The organism is Mesorhizobium sp. M8A.F.Ca.ET.161.01.1.1, assembly GCF_004792105.1.
Classification (GTDB): domain Bacteria; phylum Pseudomonadota; class Alphaproteobacteria; order Rhizobiales; family Rhizobiaceae; genus Mesorhizobium.
Map to the genome: position 1 here is coordinate 204587 of NZ_SRTD01000003.1, position 18253 is coordinate 222839.

Here is an 18253-nt window from a genome sequence, read left to right on the forward strand (position 1 = left end):
GTCTCAGCGTCTTTGCCTGAGCCCGAAGGCAAGCGCCACCAGCGCGAAGACGATGATCATGACCGCGAAGGCCAGGCTCGCCGCGACAGGGCTGGAATAGGTCGACACGACCCCGATGCCGATGACAGGCAAGGCGTTGCCGACAAAGCAGCAGACGAAGAAGCTGGACACCACTTCGGCACGGCGATCCTGCGGCGCGATCTCGTTCACCACCTGCAGGCCGCCCCGGTAGCCAAGGGCGGCCACGACACCGCAGCAGGCCGTCGCCACGATCATCAATGCCATCGAGGCCAGCATCTGCGCCGCCACCACCAGCAGCACGCTTGGGATCATCAAGGCCAGGGCGGCCAGCATGGCCTTGCTGCTCTGCACACGCATCAGCGCCACGATGCTGGCCGCCGCGACGATCGCCAGTTCAAAGAACAGAGCGCCGGCAACGGCATGGTTTGCCTCGTGCAGCTGCTGCGCCAGGATGCTCGGCGCCAACGCGGCATAGAAGCCGACCAACGCCATCGCGCCGAAACCGGTCACCGCCGGCGCGACGAAGCGCGTGCGTATCTTCTCAGGCACGGAGAGGTGCGGCCGCATCGAAATCCGCCCCAGGCCACCCGGCTTCGCCACGGTCTCACGAGTGCGCCAGACCAGGACCGCGACCACCGCGAGCGCCATGAGATAGACGATGAAGACCAGGCTCAGCGGCCAGGGCTCGTATTGAGCCAACAGTCCCGATATCAGCGACCCGAAACCGAGACCGAGGAAGTTGGTGCTGGTGGTGATGACGCTGGCACGTGATTTGTCGGCGGCCGGCAGAAGCTCGGCAATCCAGGCGGTCCCGGTCCCCGCGCCGATGCCGATACCAAGCCCGCTCAGGATGCGTGCCACGTCGAGCGACACGACATTTCCGGCGAACAGGAAGATAAGCGCGCTGACAATGGCCACGATCATCGCCGCCAGCGCTGCTGGCCGGCGTCCGACCACGTCCGACACGCCACCGAACACCAGCAAGGCGCCGAGATTGCCGACGACATAGACCGCGTAGATCAGCGTCAGAGTGATCTGCGAAAAGCCGAATTGCAGCTTGTAGATGATATAGAGAGGCGTCAGCACCGTGCTGCCGGCAAACAGCACCGCGATCATCGCCGCGACAGCCGGGATCGCGAGGACGTCGCCGCTGGCCTCGTTCTGGGTCTGCGCCAAATCGCGAAAGGCCATGGCCAACCTCGTCACCAGTTTCAGGGATCGCGACGTTAACGCGCCCTTACGACAGGCGTTCCGGTGAACGGCCACGCTCCTGACACCACGGTGGGCCTTGCCCCACCAGGCCCATTGCCAAAAACGCTGATCGGGGCCAGCGGCCCCGATCGGTCACGGCATCCCTTCGTGCCGTATTGGATGCAAGCGGTCTATTTGCAGGAAACCGGGCCTACTTGCAGGGAAAGCCGGGCGCAATCTTGCATTTGCCGGGACGCGGCTTGTGCGGCGGGCGGTGGTGCGGAGGACGGTGATGAGGCCGATGGTGCCAGTGCGGCGGCCGATGCGGCGGGCGCACGATGATGACCGGCGGATGCACGACATGGGTCCGCGAGAGATAGCCGGAACTGGCCCAGCCGCTGACACCGCCGCCATGGATCCTGCACCAGCCAGGCTGGCAGCCGGTCACGTCGACCCTGAAGCCGGCCGGCAGCGTCCCGACCTTGGCGTATCCCGCGCCAGGCCCGGTGCGCACGTTGAGGCTGGTCGTGGTATGGGCGCCGTAGGCGAAGGCGGCGGCGGACGTCCCCAAGACGGCGGCCAGAATGGTCGCTATCGCAAGCAGAAATCGAAGTTTCATCAGTCCCTCCATTCGGTCGCCGGCCGTTCGACTGCTTCGGCCGGGACTGCATCGCAAGGGGAGAGGCAGCGCCAAGAAAAGTCAACAAGTGGCCAACGCCAACCACCACGATCACCGGTCCGGGCGTATGGTTTCCCCTGATATAGTTGAGGATTTTTTCGTGCGCCGTTTATCGGCGCGCCAACATCCGCTAACGATTTACTATCTTTCGGCAATTCGTCGCGGACCGAGGCAGTGATCATGGGCAAAGGCAGGGTCGAGGCATTCACCGACGGTGTGGTGGCGATCATCATCACCATCATGGTGCTGGACCTGAAGGTACCGGAGGGCGAGGATTTTTCGGCCCTGCTGCCGCAGTGGCCGATCTTCCTGTGCTACGTGCTCTCCTTCATCAATGTCGGCATCTACTGGAACAATCTGCACAACATGTTCCACACCGTGCAGCGTGTCGACGGCCACGTGCTGTGGGCGAACCTGCATCTGCTGTTCTGGTTATCCCTAATGCCGGTGACGACCGCCTTCATGGGCGAGAACCATTTCGCCACGGTGCCGGTCGCGGTCTACGGTTTCGACCTTGTAATGTGTGCGACCGCCTACAGCATGCTGGTGATTGCACTGCATCGGCTGCATGGGCCGGATACCGGATTCGCCAAGGCCATCGGTCGCGACCGCAAGGGAAGGATTTCGCTTGCCGTCTACGTAGCGGCCGTTGGGCTGACCTTCCTCGACCGGTGGATCGGCGTGGCGCTCTATGTTGCCGTCGCCCTGGTTTGGCTGGTGCCGGACACCCGCTTTGCACGGGTATTGGAAAAGTAGCTTCTTTGTCCGGCGCAATTCCTGAGGGAAAACCACCTCACACTTTCCTGGACTTGCTTAACCGCGCATCGCTTTCAGCTTCTCCGCCACGGAAGCGGCAAGGTCGGCGTAGCGCTCTTCCAGCCGCTCCGCCGCCTTGATGATCGAGAAATCATGGCCGAACTTCTCCAGCGCCATGCGCAGTTTCTCGACGAACTCGGCTTGCTTTTCCAGTGCGGAGAACAAGGTTTTCACCTGAGCTTCGCTGATATCAGGGTTGGCCAACATCTGTGGCACCTCGCGTCCCATCTGGTCGCCGGTGGCGGTCTGCTCCTTCAGAATTGCAACCCAATCCGTCAATCGGAAATCTCCCTTTTGGCGTCACAGCATGCGCAGCCACGACCGGACTGGTCAACCCGACGAGCCCCCACAAAGGCTTGCACAAGCCCGTTCCGGCGCTAAGTTCGGCGCCATTCGAAAAAAGGAAACCACCGCCGATGATCCCCGACGCCGAGATCCAGACTGCCCTGCCAGCGCTTGGCCGAGGCAATACCGCCGTCATCACCGGCGCCGCCAGCGGCATTGGCCTCGCGGCGGCCAAACGGCTGGCGTTGATGGGCATGAAGATCGTGCTCGCCGACATCGCTGGTCCGCGCCTCGACGATGCCTCGCGGGCCGTTGCCGCCATCGCCGGCGACGACGCCGTGCTTGCGGTTGCATCGGACGTTTCGAAGGCCGATGAGGTCGATCGCCTCGCCGACCGGGCATTCGGCGCCTTTGGCGAGGTCTCGCTGCTGATGAACAATGCCGGCGTCGGCGACAATCCTGGAAAGCCCTGGGAAAACCGCGATGGCTGGAAGCGGCTGCTCGACATCAATTTCTGGGGCGTCGTGCATGGCGTCGAAGCCTTCGCGCCGCGCATGCTGGCGGCGGCCAAGCCGGGCCTGATCGTCAACACCGGCTCCAAGCAAGGCATCACCACGCCGCCCGGCAACCTCGCCTACAATGTTTCCAAGGCTGGCGTGAAGACCTTTACCGAAGGCCTGGCGCACGCGCTAAGGAACGAGCCCGGCGGCCGCCTGTCGGCGCATCTGCTCATCCCCGGCTTCACCTATACCGGCCTCACCGAAGGCGCGACGGAAAAGCCCGCTGGCGCCTGGACGGGTGAACAGGTCGTCGATTTCATGCTGGAATCGCTGGTCAGGCGCGACTTCTACATCCTGTGCCCGGACAATGAGGCGGCGCGGCCGCTGGACGAAAAGCGCATGGCCTGGGCAATCGGCGACATTATCGAAAACCGTCCTGCCCTGTCGCGCTGGCATCCCGACCACAAGGACGCATTCGCGGCGTTCATGAAAGGCTGAGCTTCAAGCCGCGCTCTTTTTCGCGCCTCGCTTCTGGGCAACCGCCTTCTTTGCCGCCGTGGTTGCGATCTTCTCGTCGTGCCGCTTAGCGGCTCGCTCGCATTTGGCGCGGATCTCCTCGACCTCGGATTCGGTCAGGTGTTCGATGCCGATAAAGTTGTTGTGGCCCTCGCTGACCCGGATCAATTCGTCGAGCTTGGCCTGGATCGCCGCGCCGTCACGGTTCTGGGTGTTCTGGATGAGGAACACCATCAGGAATGTAATGATGGTCGTGCCGGTGTTGATCACCAGTTGCCAGGTGTCCGAGAAACCAAAGACCGGCCCGCTAACCGCCCAGACGATGACGACCAGGCAGCAGCCGGCAAAGGTCAGCGGCAGGCCGGTTATATGGGCGACCCAGTTGGCGGCCTTGGTGAAAAGCTTTTCCATGTATCGAGCGCCCTCAATGTTTGCGGCATTGAGAAACAAGCGGCGGACCTTTGGGTTCCCATCGAGAACCGAATGTAACCGGCGCAATTGAATGCACGCTCAGCGCGCATTCGGCGCAAAACACACCTTATCGGTTCAATGTCATGGTAACCGTGCAGGCAAAGAGCCTGTTCCTCCGCTTCACAGCGGTTTACCTCCAGCCCCTTCCGCCGCGCCACCCCCGCATGGCGGAAGGGGCTTCATTCCGGAAAGCGCGAAGAATAGTTCCCCGAAGAGCCAACTCGCACCCAGACAGCCGGCCGCTTCACTTACCCGCAAGGCATTGGCCTGTTGATACTCTGCACGGTCGCGACGGCCAGGCCCTGCCGTTCTCTGCCGGAACTCAAACGGCGTCGTTTTCCCAGCGGTCGAGGAAGGCCTCGATCGGCATCGCCTGCATGTCGGGAACCGCCCTGGCGAGTTTTTCGACCGGCCAGTCCCACCAGGCGAGAGCATCGATGCGCGCCGCTATTTCGGGGGCAAAGCGCGGCTTGATCGGCTTCGCCGGCACGCCGGCGACGATGGTGTAGGACGGCACGTCCCGCGTCACCACCGCATTGGCGCCGATGACCGCGCCATTGCCGATGGCGATGCCAGGCAAGATGACCGCGCCGTGGCCGATCCAGACATCATGGCCGATGGTCACGGCCTTCGAGCGCCGCCGCTCGCGGAATGCCGCATCGACGCCCAGCCAGCGAAAATATTCGTTCGGCCGATAGCTGACCTTGTGCTGGGTCAACCGCTCGATCGGATGTTCCAGCGCATTAATGCGGCTGTTGGCGGCGATCGAGCAGAATTTGCCGATCGTCGTATAGATCGCCTCGGCATGGCGTTCGAAATAGGAGAAGTCGCCGACGATGACCTCGCGCAGCACGACGCGTTCGCCGATCGCGGCGTAGCGGCCGAGCTTGCAGCCCTTCATCTCCGCGGTCGGGTGGATGCGCGGCTCAGGGTCTTTCGCGACGAGATCTTCGGAACGGTCCATGCCGGCGGCTTTACGCCGTGATGATTGGTCCCGCAAGCCGGGGCCGATCATCGGTCAGAACAGGACCAGGAAGACGTTCGCCCGCCTATTTCGGTTTGCCCTTGCTCCACACCACGTTCTGGCCGTAGAGCGGCACGGTCGTGACCGACATTTTGGCCGAGCCGTTCTGCACCTGGCGTGAATGCGACAGATAGATCAGCGTTTCGTTGGCCTTGTCGTAGATGCGGTTTACCACCTGCTTCTTCCAGATCAGGCTGATACCTTGCTTGAACACCTCCTCGCCGCCTTCGCTCGTATCAATATCGCCGATCGTGATCGGACCTGTCTGACGGCAGGAGATCGAGGAATCGCTGGGATCCTCGAACCAATTGCCCTTGTGCAGGCGGTCGATGACGCTGCGATCGAAATAGGAAACGTGGCAGGTGACACCCTCCACTTTCGGATCCTTGATCGCCTCGACGATGATGTCGTTGCCGATCCAGTCAACGCCGACCTTGCCGACTTCCTCGGCAACGGCGCTGCCGGCGCCAAGCACGACGCATGCGGCCAAGGCGCGGCCGATCAGTTTTCGCCCGGCCAGTTCGAGCCCAATCAGTTCGAGCAAAGAAGCCTCCTCGGTTCGAGTTGCCGGTCTCAGGTGGTGCAGACTGTGCGGCTTTGCAAGCAGATGGGTCAACACCACAACGGTTGCGGCAACGCGGCACTTTGCCTGCGCGGGGCCGAACCGCTAAGACTGTGGCCGAACAAGGCGCGCATGGTTTGGCCGGCGCCCCATGACGTTACAGACGGACATTTCTGATGATGCGTTCTATCCTGGTCGGCATTCTCGTTCTGATGGCCGCCGGCATCGGCTGGCTGACCTTCGACTGGTATCGCGGCCACTATGGCGGCGAACCGTTCGGCGCGCCCTTCACCCTGGTCGACCAGAAAGGCGCCCCGATCACCGAGGCTGCTTTCCGCGGACAGCCCAGCGTCGTCTTCTTCGGCTTTACCCATTGCCCCGAAGTCTGCCCGACGACGCTGTTCGAGCTCTCCGGCTGGCTGAAGACGCTCGGCGACGACGGCACGAGCCTGCACGCCTATTTCGTCTCGGTCGACCCGGAGCGCGACACGCCGCAGGTGATGAACGCCTATGTCAGCAATTTCTCCGACCGCATCACCGGCATCACCGGCGACCCGGACAAGGTCCACGCCATGGCCAAGTCGTTCGGCATCTACTGGAAAAAGGTCGACACCGGCGATGGCGATTACACGATGGACCACACCGCCTCTGTGCTGCTGCTCAACGCCAAGGGCGACTTCGCCGGCACGATCGCCTATGGCGAGAGTGCCGACACTGCCGTTGCCAAGCTGAAGCGCCTCGCCGCGAAGGGCTAGAGCTTGATCCCGAAAAGTGGAACCGGTTTTCGGACAAGATCAGGCCTGGAGGAACATAAATTCACATGACCCAGACGCGGCTCCATTTCACCACCGGAAAGATCGAGGCAGACCGCATCTTCGCGGCGCTCGAAACGGCCTTCGAGGATGAAGGCCTGCCGATCGCCGTGCTGGAGGTCGACGAAGACGCCGACATCCACGAGGTCTCGCTCTACGCCGATGGCGACGTCGACGCGGTCGAGGCGCGGCTGAAGGACATTCTCGCCGGCCTCGCTCTGTCGAGATCGATCGAGCGCGAGGCGCTGCCCGACATCGACTGGGTGGCACGGTCGCTGGAAGGCCTGAAGCCGGTGCGCGCCGGCCGTTTCTTCGTCCACGGCGCGCATGACAGCAGGAAGCGCCACAGTGGCGAACTCGCCATCGAGATCGAGGCGGGCCTTGCCTTCGGCACCGGCCATCACGGCACCACCGCCGGATGCCTCGAAATGCTGGAGAAGGTCGTGCGGCGCGAGCACCCGCGCAACGCGCTCGACCTTGGCACCGGCAGCGCGGTGCTGGCGATCGCCGTCGCCAAGCTGGCGCATATTCCGGTGCTGGCCACCGACATCGATCCGGTGGCGGTCAGGGTCGCCGCCGCCAATGCGCGGCTGAACCACGTCAAGGGCCTGATCGAGACAGTGACCGCGCCGGGCTTTCACCACCCGATCTTTGCCAGGCGCGCGCCCTTCGATCTCATCGTCGCCAACATATTGGCGCGGCCGCTGATGCGGCTGGCGCCGCAAATGGCCGGCCATATCGCGCTTGGCGGCTCGATCGTGCTGTCGGGCATCCTCGACCGTCAGCGTGACGCGGTGATCTCGGCCTATGTCGGCCAGAACTTCCGCCATATCAGTACCTTGCACCGCGAGGGCTGGGTGACGATCCACCTCAAGCATTGAGGCCGGCAAGCCGGTTGCCGATCCTCGTAGGTTAATTCCTAGAACTTGATGCGTGTTGGCAAGGCGGCATCACCGAGAGAATGCCGGCGCCGTCCCCTTTCACGCCATGGCTGGACCAGTCTCATTTGGTTGTCACCCGGCAGTCGCTGTAGCAGTTTGCGCCAGCTGGAAATCGATTCCGCTTTTCCAGGCCCATAGGTTACGGTCGCGCGGATACCAAGGAGGCCCACCATGTTCCAGACCTTCGATTCCGCGGGCGACCCGGCGGTCGGCAAGCCGCGCGTGGCGCTGCTGCGCCAATGGCTCAGCGACAATGGCCTCGATGGCTTCATCGTTCCGCGCGCCGACGAGCACCAGGGCGAATACGTGGCCGATCGATCCGCACGGCTGAAATGGCTGACCGGCTTCAGCGGCTCGGCCGGTGTCGCCATCGTGCTGCGCGACCGTGCCTTTGTCTTTGTCGACGGGCGCTACACGCTGCAGGTGCGGGGCGAAGTCGACCTCGGCATCTTCTCGATCGAAAGCCTCGTCGACAACCCGCCTGCCGTCTGGCTCAGGGATCACCTGGGCAAAGGGGCGCGGCTGGGCTTCGATCCCTGGCTGCACACGATCGGCGAGGTCAAGGCGCTGCAGGCCTCCGCCGACAAGATCGGCGCGGTGCTCGTGCCGCTCGACAGGAACCCGATCGACATCATCTGGAAGGATCAGCCCGGCGCACCCGTGACCCCGGTCGAGCTGCACCCGATCGGCTTTGCCGGCGAGCTCGCCAAGGACAAGCTGGCGCGGCTGGCGACGGCGATCGGCAAGGAAGGCGCTACCCATGCGGTGCTGACCGACCCCTCCTCCATCGCCTGGGCCTTCAACATCCGTGGCGGCGACGTGCCGCACACGCCGCTGGCGCTCGGCTTCGCCATCCTCGCCGCCGACGGGGCGCACCAGCTGTTCATAGACAGCCGCAAGTTCTCGCGCCAGGTCGCCGCCTACCTCACCCAGCTTGCCGATCCGCATGAGCCCGGCGAATTCGAGGCCGCGATCGCAGCACTTGCCAAGAGCGGCGCGAAAATCGCGCTCGATCCGGTGCTGGCGGCCGACCGGCTGCGCATGCTGGTCGAGGACAATGGCGGCACGGTGATTGCCGCGCCCGACCCCGCCCGCATCCCTCGCGCCACCAAAAACCAGGCCGAGATCAACGGCTCGCGCGCCGCGCATCGCCGCGACGGCGCGGCGGTGGCCAAGCTGTTGTGCTGGCTCGACCGGCAGAAGCCCGGCTCGCTCGACGAGATCGCGGTCGTCACCAGGCTCGAAGAGACGCGCCGGCAAACCGGCGAGGAAACCCAGATGCCGCTGCGCGATGTCTCCTTCGACACTATTTCCGGCGCCGGCCCGAACGGCGCCATCATGCATTACCGCGTCTCGCGCGCCACCAGCCGCAAGCTTGAGGCCGGAGAGCTGTTCCTGCTCGATTCCGGCGCGCAATACCAGGACGGCACCACGGACATCACCCGCACCGTGCCGATCGGCCAGCCGACCGAAGAGATGCGCGAACGCTTCACGCTGGTGCTGAAAGGCATGATCGGCATTTCCACGCTGCGCTTCCCCGCCGGCACGCGCGGCTCCGAGATCGACGCCGTCGCCCGCATGGCGTTGTGGAAGCATGGCTGCGACTTCGCCCATGGCACGGGCCATGGCGTCGGCTCCTATCTTGCCGTGCATGAGGGTCCGCAGCGCATCGCCCGCACCGGCACCGAAAAGCTGCTCGAAGGCATGATGCTGTCCAACGAGCCCGGCTATTACAAGGAAGGCGCCTACGGCATCCGCATCGAGAACCTCATCCTGGTGACGCCGGCCGAACAGATCGAGGGCGGCGACATCGCCATGCACGCTTTCGAGACGCTGACGCTGGCGCCGATCGACGTCAGGCTGGTGCGATCGGACTTGCTGACCCGTGACGAACTGCACTGGCTCGACGCCTACCACGCCCGCGTCGCGGCCGAGATCGGGCCGATGCTCGACGGCGAAACACTGGCCTGGCTGGAAAAGGCGACGGCACCACTGCCGCACGACGCGAAGATTTGAGCATCTTTCTCCCCGTTGCGCTAGGCGATGCACACATCTTTTGTGACTGCGGTGACGGATCTGTGCGAGGCTTGATTGCCAGGTGGTTCCCCCAATCCGTCGCTGCTTCGCAGCGCCACCTTTCCCCCCTCCGGAGGGAAAGGAAGGGAGCTTTGCTGGACGAGCGTTGACGGCATAAAACCTGGCGCCTTTCCTCTACCCCGTCGATCGGGGGAGAGGTGGCTCGGCGAAGCCGAGACGGAGTGGGGGTCGACCGACGCAACCTAGTCTGAGACCAATGCATGGGCCAAGCCGCCATGCACGCTGCGAAGGACGGCAGGTCAAATGGGGCAAACGATCACGCTGGCGAGATCATCCCACGAACTGCCGCGCCAGAATCAACACCGCAGCACCCGTCAAAAACATCGCCATCAACCCGCCACGCAACGAAACCGCCGCCGTGACAACCAACGCTGCCCACTCCGCCGGTCCGGCATTCAGCAGTTCCGGCGCCACCAGCGTCGTCAGCACTGCCGCCGGCACCGCGTTGAGGCCGGCTTCTACGCGCGGATGGATGTGGTCGAAGCGGGAGATGACCAGATGCCCGCCGATGCGCGTGAGATAGGTGGCGATCGCGCCGGCGATGATGATCCAGAATGTCGTGCTCATGGCCTTGTCTCCACGCCGCTATGGTGCGGCGGCAGGATGACAGCCAGCAGCACGCCGGCGATGGCGCCGATGGAGACGTGCCAGGGCGAACCCACCGTCTTGTAGGCAATGATGGACGCGCAGGCACTGGCGACGACCACCGGCAACCACAGCGGCCGCTTGCGGAAGCCCATCACCAGGCCGAGGAAATAGATCGGCAGCAGGAAATCGATGCCCAGCGCATGCGTATCGGGAATGAGCTTGCCGAACAGCGCACCGAGCGCGCTTTCGACGATCCAGAACAGATAGACCGGCAGGCCAAGCCCCAGATACCAGGCGAAGCCCACACTCTGGCCGGATTGCGCGCGTGCCTCGGCGACCGCGAATTGCGGATCGGTGAGGATGAAATAGCCGAGTGCTTGGCTGATGACAGGCCAGTGCGCGATGCGCCGGCCGATGCCGGCGGAATAGAGCACGTGGCGGAAGTTGACGGCGAAGATCGAAAGCACGACCAACCATGGCGCGACATGCTGGCCAAACAGCTGGATGCCGACCATCTGGCTGGCGCCGCCATAGACCAGCGCGCTCATCAGGAAGGCTTCAAGGACCGAAAACCCATTGTCGACGGCGAGCGCGCCGAACAGCACCGCGAACGGCGCCGAAGCCACCACAACAGGCATGGAGAGCCTAACCCCTTGCCAGAAATCGCTTTTCGCGCCGCTCTCTGAAATCACGTCCGTCGCCATCGGCCACTCCATGAGGAGTGGCGGTATGTAGGGGGCATGCCCAGCCTTGTCACACGAATTCGCTTGAGCCAAACGATCAGCGGAAATCATCGGCAAGCCTTTCACGCCGGAATTTGGCCAGCGCTCCGTCATATCGACGCGAGATCACAATAGCTCTGCAGTTCCGCGTAAAGGCACGCTATTGTCCGGCGATTGCAGATTGGCGAAAAAAGGGGTTGCGGATGATCGTCTATAATTTCACCGGCAGGCATGCGGTCGTCACAGGGGCTGGCGGCGGCATGGGCGAGGCGATTACCCTGGCGCTGCTCGATGCCGGCGCTTCCGTCACCGCCATCGACATCAAGCAACGCCCGGCATCGCTCGCCGCCTATGACGACAGGCTCATCTTCGCTCAGGGCGATCTCACCGATGCCGCCTTCGTCGAACAGGCGATCGGCACGGCAGGCCGCGAGCGCGGCGGCATCGACTATCTCGCCAATGTCGCAGGGGTACTCTGGTTCGGCCGAGACAAGTCGGCCCTGGAGATGGACCTCGACGTCTGGGATCAGGTCTTCAACATCAACCTGAAATCCTTCGTGCACACGGCGCGGGCGGTCGTGCCACATATGCGCGCGGGCGGCCGCGGCGGCGCCATGGTGCATTTCTCGACCATCCAGTGGTATCGCGGCGATCCGACCCCGCAGGATGCCTACCAGGCCTCGAAGGCCGGCGTCTGCGCGCTCTCCAAGTCGCTCGCCATGCAACTGGCCGGCGATCGCATCCGGTCGAACGCCATCTGCCCGGGCATGGCGCTGACGCCATTGCAGGCGCGCTGGGACACCGAGGAGAAGCGCGCCGCCGTCGCCAGCTACACGCCGCTCGGCCGCATCGGCACGCCGCAAGACATGGCCAACGCAGCACTTTTCCTGCTCTCCGACGCGGCAAGTTACATCACCGGAATTGAACTGGCCGTCGACGGCGGTCTTTTGATGCGGATGTAGCGCCGCAATCACAGCGCTGGGCTACAGTATGTCGCGGCGAATTGGATTCGCCGACCTCCTGTAACCTTATGATTTTATGCATGTCGTTGTCTCGAAACCGAGAACATTTCCGGGCGACATGCATTAGCTTCCCGGCGCCGTGCCCTCGATCGCCCTGCCCCAGTCGAGCAGTGGCTTGGCGCGCAAGGTGAAATCGACAAGTTCCTCGACCAGTTCCGGCCCGTGGATACCAGCCGGATCGATCGCATGGCGGACGACAAAATGCCGGTTGCGGATGGCGGCGACAAGATCTTTGTCGGCGACGTGTTCGAAGCCACGCGGCGTGCGTTTCATGCCGCCTTCGGCATCGAGTTCGAGGCCATTCTTGTTCAACGCCTTCACCATGGCGCGATACCTCTCTGGCCACATCTCGATGGCCCGGCGCATCGACAACAGCAGCGCGGCCTCCGGCTGCCACCAGGCGACGCCGGCAAAGCAACCTTCCAGCCCGATATGGACATAGAAGACGCCCTGCACCGCCTTGCTGCCATCCGGCGACAGGATAGCCGACAGATGCCGGTTATAGGGTCGCTTGTCCTTGGCGAAACGCACGTCGCGGTTGATGCGGAACAGCGACTTCTTGCGATCGCCACGCAAGCCGAGGCCTGCTTCCGCAAAACGCAGCGTAAGCGTGTCGACCAGATCCCCCAGTGGGTCGCGCAATTCCTTTTCGAACAAGTCACGGTTCTCCAGGAACCACTCGCGACTCTGGTGGAAATCCAATGCCTTCAGGAACGGAATGGCCTTTGGGCCGAACCCTTTGAATGCCCCGTCCGTCACGACTTGCCGACCCGCTGCAGCCAGGTGTCCTCATCGATGACTTCGACGCCGAGTTCACTGGCAAGCTTGAGCTTGGAACCGGCGCCAGGACCGGCCACCAGCAGATCGGTCTTTGCCGAAACCGAGCCGGCCACCTTGGCGCCGAGACGCTCGGCCATCGCCTTGGCTTCCGAGCGTGTCATCTTTTCCAGCGAACCGGTAAAGACGATCGTCTTGCCGGCGACTTCGCTGTCGGCCGAGACGGTGACGATATATGGCTTCGGCTTGACCTGCTGCAGCAGCTTCTCGAGCACGTCGTCATTGCGCTCGTTGCCGAAGAAATCGCGAAGCGCATCGATCACCGTATCGCCAATGCCGTTGATCGATGGGAAGACCGCATGCGGATCCTCCGCCGCCGCAGTCTCCTTGCCGACTCGGATAAGCTCCTCGATGGTCGAGAAGGTTCGCGCAAGCACCGCGGCCGTGGTTTCGCCGATATGGCGGATGCCGAGCGCGAAAATGAAGCGGTCGAGCTCCGGCTCGCGGCGCGAATCGATCGCCGCGAACAATTTGTCGAGGCCTTCGTAATTGCGGTCCTCGACACTGCGCACATTCTTGCGGGTCTTGCCGGACGCCGCCTCGCGCTGCCTTGCCTGCTCCTCGCGCCGCTCGGCCAGCGCCTTGGTCACGGCGGGGCGGCGCTCCCTCAGCGTGAAGATGTCGGCGGCTGTCTTGATCAACCCGGCATTGAAGAACGTGTCGATATTCTCCGCGCCCAGGCCTTCAATATCCAGGGCGCCGCGCGACACGAAATGGCGCAGCCCTTCCACGGCCTGCGCCGGGCAGATCAGTTCGCCGGTGCAGCGGCGGCGCGAATCCTCCTTGCCGGTCTTCTCGTTGATCTCGCGCGTCGCCGGCGAGCCGCAGATCGGGCAGGTGTGCGGGAATTCGTATGGCACGGCATCGGGCGGACGCTTGTCGATGACGACACTGACGATCTGCGGAATGACATCCCCTGCCCGCTGGATCACGACGGTGTCGCCGATGCGCACGTCGATGCCGTCGCGGATCGGCTGGCCGGTGCTGTCCAGGCCCTTGATATAATCCTCATTGTGCAGCGTGACGTTTTCCACCACGACGCCGCCGACGGTCACCGGCGCAAGCCGCGCGACCGGCGCCAGCGTGCCGGTTCGGCCGACCTGGATGTCGATCTTCTGCACGGTCGTCATCGCCTGTTCGGCCGGGAATTTGTGCGCGACGGCCCAGCGCGGCTCACCGGTGACGAAACCCCAGCGGCGCTGCAGCTCCAGCTGGTCGACCTTGTAGACGACACCGTCTATGTCATAGCCGAGCGACGAGCGCTGCTCCTCGATCCGGTGATAGTGCGCGACCAGTTCCTCGACTGATTTGGCCCGCACCATCAGAGGGCTGATCTTGAAACCCCAATCGGCGAATTTCTGCACCGATTCGTACTGTGTCGGCGCCGGATCGGCCGTAGTATAGCCCCACGCATAGGCGAAAAATTTGAGGTTGCGGCTGGCGGTGACGGAGGGATCCTTCTGGCGCAGCGATCCGGCCGCCGTATTGCGCGGATTGACGTAATCCTGGCCGCCGACGGCCGCCGAACGCGCCTTGAGCGCCTCGAACTCGGCATAGGTCATATAGACTTCGCCACGGATCTCGATGATTTCAGGCCAGCCTGACCCTTTGAGCTTCGCGGGAATGTCGGCGATGGTCCTCAAATTGGCTGTGATGTCCTCGCCGACCGCACCGTCGCCGCGCGTCGCACCTTGCACGAAGATGCCCTTTTCGTAACGCAGCGAAGCCGACAGCCCGTCGATCTTCGGCTCTGCGGTGAAAGCGATGTCGAGGTCCTTGTCGCGGTCGAAGAAGCGCCGGCCGCGGTCGATGAAATCGGTGACGTCTTCGTCGGTATAGGCCTTGGCGAGGCTGAGCATGGGCACGGCATGGCGCACCTTGGTGAAGCCTTCCGCCGGTGCGGCACCAACCCTGAGCGAGGGCGAATCCTCACGCACCAGGTCCGGAAAGCGCTCCTCGATGGCAAGATTGCGCCGTCGCAACGCGTCATACTCCGCGTCCGTAATCGTAGGCGCATCCTCGGCATGGTAGCGCCGGTCGTGACCGGCGATCTCTTCGGCAAGGCGCTGGAGTTCGGCTTCAGCCTCGCTTTCGCTGAGCGAATCGACAGGTTTTTCGGCCATGCTTTTTTGTCCCTGAACGGTGGCGCGCCACAATAGAGCATGATCTTGAAAGGTGGGAACCGGTTTTCGGAAAAGATCATTCCTGAACAGCAGGATGGAGCCATATCCTGACTCGCCCCATGACGCCCGATAGTCTCATGCCGCGTTTGTATTCTCGCGCAGCAGCCGCTCGGCGGCGGCGCGCGCCTCGTCGGTGATAGTGGCGCCGGCCAGCATGCGGGCGATCTCCTCCTGCCGCGCCGTCCTGTCCATCTCGGCAATTCCGGTCGCGACACGGTCGGTGCTGCCCGATTTGGAGATCAGGAAATGTGTTGCCGCGCGCGCCGCCACTTGCGGAGCATGGGTGACGGAAAGCACCTGGACACGCTTCGACAGCCGCGCCAGCCGCTGGCCGATGGCGTCGGCCACCGCGCCGCCCACGCCGGTGTCGATTTCGTCGAAAACCAGTGTCGGCGCCGAACCGCGATCGGCAAGCGCCACTTTCAGCGCCAGCAAGAAGCGTGACAGCTCGCCACCCGACGCGACTTTCATCATCGGGCCGGGCCGCGTGCCAGGATTGGTGCGCACCCAGAACTCGATCTGGTCGATGCCCTCCTCCATGCGGCTCTCGGCCTCGCTCTTCATCTCGACGATGAAGGCCGCGCGTTCGAGCTTCAGCGCCGGCAATTCGGCCATCACCGCCTTGGTCAGGCCGACCGCCGCGGCATGGCGAAGCGAGGACAGCTGTGCGGCAGCGATGTCGTAGGTTTCGCGCGCGGCGGCGGCCTGCTTTTCCAGTCCGTGCAGGCGCTCCTCGCCGGCATCGAGGTCGGCTAGATCGGCAACCATCGTGTCGCGCAATTGCGCCAGATCGTCGACGGCGACGCTGTGCTTGCGCGAGGCCGCGCGCAGCGAAAACAGCCGCTCCTCGGCCTTCTCCAACCGTTGCGGGTCATATTCGGTGGCGCGAAGCGCCGCCTCGACGCCCGATTGCGCCGCGTCGAGCGACAACATCGCTTCATCCAGCGACTTGACCACGTCCTCGAGCAGCCCCGGCGCCTCCGTCGCCTTGCGCTGCAGCCGCCTCAGCAGGCTGGCCAGTTGCGGCAAGGGCGAGGACGGGCCCGAAAGCACATCCTGCGCGTCGTGGATTTCGGAGGCGATCTTTTCGGCGCGCATCATATGGGCGCGCAGCTCGGCAAGTTCGGTTTCCTCACCGGGCTGCGGATCGAGCTTGGTCAGTTCGGCGACCGCGGCGCGCAGATAGTCGGCCTCCCGGGCGGCGGCCGCCACCTTGGCGCGATGGCGCGTCAACTCCTGCTCGCAGGCGCGCCAGTGCCGCCATGCCTCGCCTGTCGCGCGGACGGCGCCGAGATGGCCGCCGAAAGCATCGAGCACATCGCGGTGCGCGCCCGGATCGACCAAAGCGCGTTCGTCATGCTGGCCATGGATCTCGACCAGTGCGCGGCCGACATCACGCATCAGCGTCACGCTGGACGGCTGGTCGTTGACGAACACACGGGTACGGCCGTCCGCCGTCTGCACGCGGCGCAGGATGACGTCGCCGTCATCCTCGATGGCGTTTTCGGCAAGCAGCGCGCGCACCGGATGGTTGCGCGGAACATCGAACACGGCAATGACCTGGCCCTGCGACGCGCCATGGCGCACCAGCGAGGCATCGCCGCGCGCGCCGAGCGCCAGCGACAGGGCATCGAGCAGGATGGATTTGCCGGCGCCGGTTTCGCCGGTCAGCACGGAGAGACCCGGCTGGAAGTCGATGTCCAGCTTTTCGATCAGGACGATATCTCGGATCGACAGTCTGGAAAGCATGAGAAACCGGACCTATTGCATGCCGCCCAGAAGTGGACCCGGTTTCGGGATAACGACAGGCACGAAAACAAAAAGATTAAGGCGGCACCCGACAGTTGGAGTCGCAGCGCCGCACTATCTTTTTGTTTGAGCTTCGGATCAATCCGAAAAAGCACACTGCGCGCTTCGCTCGGAGCTCCGCGGTCAGGCGCCGGTGATCAGCTTCCCGGCCTTGGATATCCACGATCCGGCATTTTCGCGTGGCGCCAGACCGTTGCTCTGCAGCAGCTTATAGGAATCCTTGTACCACGAGCTGTCGGGATAGTTGGTGCCGAGGACCGCGGCCGCCGTCTGGGCCTCCGAGGTCAAGCCCAACGCGTAATAGCTTTCGGTGAGGCGGGCGAGCGCTTCCTCGACATGGCGGGTGTTGGAATAGTTTTCGACCACGGTGCGGAAGCGCTTGACGGCGGCGATGTACTCGCGGCGCTCCAGATAATAACGGCCGATCTGCATTTCCTTGCCGGCGAGCTGGTCGTTGGCGAAGCGGATCTTTTCCTTGGCGTCGTCGACATATTCCGACGTCGGCCAGCGCGTCACCAGGTCTTGCATCGTCTGCACGGTCTGGCGTGCTTCCTTCTGGTCCTGCGTCACGTCCTTGATCTGGCGATAGTAGCTGAGACCGATGATGTACTGGGCATAGGGTGCGTCATCCGTGGACGGATAGAGGGCCAGGTACCGCTTTGCCGACTGGATCGCGTCCTCGTAGCTGCCCTTCCGATAGTCGGCAAACGCGCCCATCACCATCGATTTGCGGGCCCATTCCGAATAGGGATGCTGGCGGTCGACGGCGTCGAACTTCTTGCTCGCCTCGTCCAGGCGTCCCGCATTCATGTTTGCGAGGCCCTGATTGTAGAGAACGTCGGCCGGCTCGGTCTGGTCGACATAGGTCGAAAGGTCGATATCTTTCTCCGACGACATGCAGGCCGACAGAAAGAGCGATGGAACAACCACCGAAAGCGCCAGGAAGACAGACCGCTGCGGCGCTTTCGATTGACCGACTCGCTTGAAGAACATGATTGGATTGCGCCCTTTCGGCGTTATTTTAGTGCCTCTTGCATGCTGTTGTCCCAAAAATGGTCCCCACTTCTAGGCGACATGCATTAATCGACGGCAGCAGCCATAAACCATAACCGCCTTGCCCGGCAACGCTATGTCCAGCCAATCGCACATTTTTGTGGCGACGGACCGCAGCGCGAAA

The 18253-nt window shown here is 63.5% G+C and carries 18 protein-coding genes; 6 read left to right on the forward strand and 12 right to left on the reverse strand.

Translation table 11 applies throughout. The features are described 5' to 3' along the window. Positions 1 to 3: 3 nt before the first annotated feature. Complete coding sequence (locus EN804_RS09665; RefSeq protein WP_135919265.1) at positions 4 to 1212, reverse strand: MFS transporter; 1209 nt, start codon at positions 1210 to 1212, stop codon at positions 4 to 6. Positions 1213 to 1423: 211 nt separating this feature from the next. Next, a complete protein-coding gene (locus EN804_RS09670; RefSeq protein WP_127871674.1) occupies positions 1424 to 1831 on the reverse strand; it encodes an SH3 domain-containing protein in 408 nt (135 codons plus the stop codon). 240 nt (positions 1832 to 2071) lie between these two features. Between EN804_RS09670 and EN804_RS09675 the strand changes: the two genes are divergently transcribed. Continuing rightward, positions 2072 to 2647 (forward strand): TMEM175 family protein, encoded by a 576-nt coding sequence (locus EN804_RS09675; protein ID WP_127280053.1) that lies wholly within the window; start codon positions 2072 to 2074, stop codon positions 2645 to 2647. A 57-nt stretch (positions 2648 to 2704) separates the two neighbouring features. Here the strand turns inward: EN804_RS09675 and EN804_RS09680 are convergent, their stop codons facing one another. Then, on the reverse strand, positions 2705 to 2986 hold the full coding sequence (locus EN804_RS09680; RefSeq protein ID WP_023792142.1) for a hypothetical protein: 282 nt from the start codon (positions 2984 to 2986) through the stop codon (positions 2705 to 2707). A gap of 137 nt (positions 2987 to 3123) precedes the next feature. Here EN804_RS09680 and EN804_RS09685 point away from each other — a divergent pair, with 137 nt between their 5' ends. Continuing rightward, positions 3124 to 3990 (forward strand): SDR family NAD(P)-dependent oxidoreductase, encoded by an 867-nt coding sequence (locus EN804_RS09685; RefSeq protein ID WP_127871677.1) that lies wholly within the window; start codon positions 3124 to 3126, stop codon positions 3988 to 3990. A 3-nt stretch (positions 3991 to 3993) separates the two neighbouring features. On the opposite strand, the gene EN804_RS09690 is transcribed toward EN804_RS09685, so the two are convergent. From EN804_RS09690 to EN804_RS09700, 3 genes are all read right to left on the reverse strand, one after another. Next, positions 3994 to 4419 carry a low affinity iron permease family protein gene (locus tag EN804_RS09690; protein WP_127871678.1) on the reverse strand — a complete coding sequence of 142 codons (426 nt, stop codon included), beginning with the start codon at positions 4417 to 4419 and terminating at the stop codon, positions 3994 to 3996. 382 nt (positions 4420 to 4801) lie between these two features. Continuing rightward, complete coding sequence (locus tag EN804_RS09695) at positions 4802 to 5443, reverse strand: DapH/DapD/GlmU-related protein (RefSeq protein WP_127280862.1); 642 nt, start codon at positions 5441 to 5443, stop codon at positions 4802 to 4804. A gap of 85 nt (positions 5444 to 5528) precedes the next feature. Beyond that, entirely contained in the window at positions 5529 to 6047 is a 519-nt protein-coding gene (locus EN804_RS09700) for a CreA family protein (protein WP_127280861.1), read from the reverse strand. 194 nt (positions 6048 to 6241) lie between these two features. Here EN804_RS09700 and EN804_RS09705 point away from each other — a divergent pair, with 194 nt between their 5' ends. The 3 genes from EN804_RS09705 (at position 6242) to EN804_RS09715 (ending at position 9834) form a co-directional block, all read left to right on the forward strand. Further along, on the forward strand, positions 6242 to 6820 hold the full coding sequence (locus EN804_RS09705; RefSeq protein ID WP_135866380.1) for an SCO family protein: 579 nt from the start codon (positions 6242 to 6244) through the stop codon (positions 6818 to 6820). A 65-nt stretch (positions 6821 to 6885) separates the two neighbouring features. Then, on the forward strand, positions 6886 to 7758 hold the full coding sequence (locus tag EN804_RS09710; RefSeq protein ID WP_127281158.1) for a 50S ribosomal protein L11 methyltransferase: 873 nt from the start codon (positions 6886 to 6888) through the stop codon (positions 7756 to 7758). A gap of 231 nt (positions 7759 to 7989) precedes the next feature. Continuing rightward, the gene (locus EN804_RS09715; RefSeq protein ID WP_135866378.1) at positions 7990 to 9834 is read left to right on the forward strand and encodes an aminopeptidase P family protein; all 1845 of its coding nucleotides are present in this window, start codon (positions 7990 to 7992) and stop codon (positions 9832 to 9834) included. 351 nt (positions 9835 to 10185) lie between these two features. Here EN804_RS09715 and EN804_RS09720 read toward each other — a convergent pair whose 3' ends face one another. Continuing rightward, positions 10186 to 10482: an AzlD family protein gene (locus EN804_RS09720; protein WP_127279896.1), complete on the reverse strand. Its 297-nt coding sequence runs from the start codon at positions 10480 to 10482 to the stop codon at positions 10186 to 10188. Next, on the reverse strand, positions 10479 to 11207 hold the full coding sequence (locus EN804_RS09725) for an AzlC family ABC transporter permease (protein ID WP_135919266.1): 729 nt from the start codon (positions 11205 to 11207) through the stop codon (positions 10479 to 10481). Before EN804_RS09725 ends, EN804_RS09720 begins: the two co-directional genes overlap by 4 nt. Before the next feature lie 221 nt (positions 11208 to 11428). On the opposite strand from EN804_RS09725, the gene EN804_RS09730 reads away from it, so the two are divergent. Beyond that, complete coding sequence (locus tag EN804_RS09730) at positions 11429 to 12187, forward strand: SDR family oxidoreductase (protein ID WP_135919267.1); 759 nt, start codon at positions 11429 to 11431, stop codon at positions 12185 to 12187. Positions 12188 to 12310: 123 nt separating this feature from the next. Here EN804_RS09730 and EN804_RS09735 read toward each other — a convergent pair whose 3' ends face one another. From EN804_RS09735 to EN804_RS09750, 4 genes are all read right to left on the reverse strand, one after another. Next, positions 12311 to 13006 (reverse strand): TIGR02453 family protein, encoded by a 696-nt coding sequence (locus tag EN804_RS09735; protein ID WP_135919268.1) that lies wholly within the window; start codon positions 13004 to 13006, stop codon positions 12311 to 12313. Then, positions 13003 to 15207 (reverse strand): NAD-dependent DNA ligase LigA, encoded by a 2205-nt coding sequence (gene ligA, locus EN804_RS09740; RefSeq protein ID WP_135919269.1) that lies wholly within the window; start codon positions 15205 to 15207, stop codon positions 13003 to 13005. The genes EN804_RS09735 and ligA overlap by 4 nt, the downstream gene beginning before the upstream one ends. Before the next feature lie 135 nt (positions 15208 to 15342). Continuing rightward, entirely contained in the window at positions 15343 to 17016 is a 1674-nt protein-coding gene (gene recN / locus EN804_RS09745) for a DNA repair protein RecN (protein WP_127871686.1), read from the reverse strand. A gap of 183 nt (positions 17017 to 17199) precedes the next feature. Then, complete coding sequence (locus EN804_RS09750; protein WP_127279708.1) at positions 17200 to 18069, reverse strand: outer membrane protein assembly factor BamD; 870 nt, start codon at positions 18067 to 18069, stop codon at positions 17200 to 17202. Positions 18070 to 18253: the final 184 nt, after the last annotated feature.

Coding starts and splice junctions, on each gene's coding strand:
- EN804_RS09710 (WP_127281158.1), top strand. CDS start 6,886: ATGACCCAGACGCGGCTCCATTTCACCACCGGAAAGATCGAGGCAGAC.
- EN804_RS09720 (WP_127279896.1), bottom strand. CDS start 10,482: ATGAGCACGACATTCTGGATCATCATCGCCGGCGCGATCGCCACCTAT.
- EN804_RS09675 (WP_127280053.1), top strand. CDS start 2,072: ATGGGCAAAGGCAGGGTCGAGGCATTCACCGACGGTGTGGTGGCGATC.
- EN804_RS09705 (WP_135866380.1), top strand. CDS start 6,242: ATGATGCGTTCTATCCTGGTCGGCATTCTCGTTCTGATGGCCGCCGGC.
- EN804_RS09730 (WP_135919267.1), top strand. CDS start 11,429: ATGATCGTCTATAATTTCACCGGCAGGCATGCGGTCGTCACAGGGGCT.
- EN804_RS09690 (WP_127871678.1), bottom strand. CDS start 4,419: ATGGAAAAGCTTTTCACCAAGGCCGCCAACTGGGTCGCCCATATAACC.
- EN804_RS09715 (WP_135866378.1), top strand. CDS start 7,990: ATGTTCCAGACCTTCGATTCCGCGGGCGACCCGGCGGTCGGCAAGCCG.
- EN804_RS09695 (WP_127280862.1), bottom strand. CDS start 5,443: ATGGACCGTTCCGAAGATCTCGTCGCGAAAGACCCTGAGCCGCGCATC.
- EN804_RS09665 (WP_135919265.1), bottom strand. CDS start 1,212: ATGGCCTTTCGCGATTTGGCGCAGACCCAGAACGAGGCCAGCGGCGAC.
- EN804_RS09685 (WP_127871677.1), top strand. CDS start 3,124: ATGATCCCCGACGCCGAGATCCAGACTGCCCTGCCAGCGCTTGGCCGA.
- EN804_RS09725 (WP_135919266.1), bottom strand. CDS start 11,207: ATGGCGACGGACGTGATTTCAGAGAGCGGCGCGAAAAGCGATTTCTGG.
- EN804_RS09670 (WP_127871674.1), bottom strand. CDS start 1,831: ATGAAACTTCGATTTCTGCTTGCGATAGCGACCATTCTGGCCGCCGTC.
- EN804_RS09750 (WP_127279708.1), bottom strand. CDS start 18,069: ATGTTCTTCAAGCGAGTCGGTCAATCGAAAGCGCCGCAGCGGTCTGTC.
- ligA (WP_135919269.1), bottom strand. CDS start 15,207: ATGGCCGAAAAACCTGTCGATTCGCTCAGCGAAAGCGAGGCTGAAGCC.
- recN (WP_127871686.1), bottom strand. CDS start 17,016: ATGCTTTCCAGACTGTCGATCCGAGATATCGTCCTGATCGAAAAGCTG.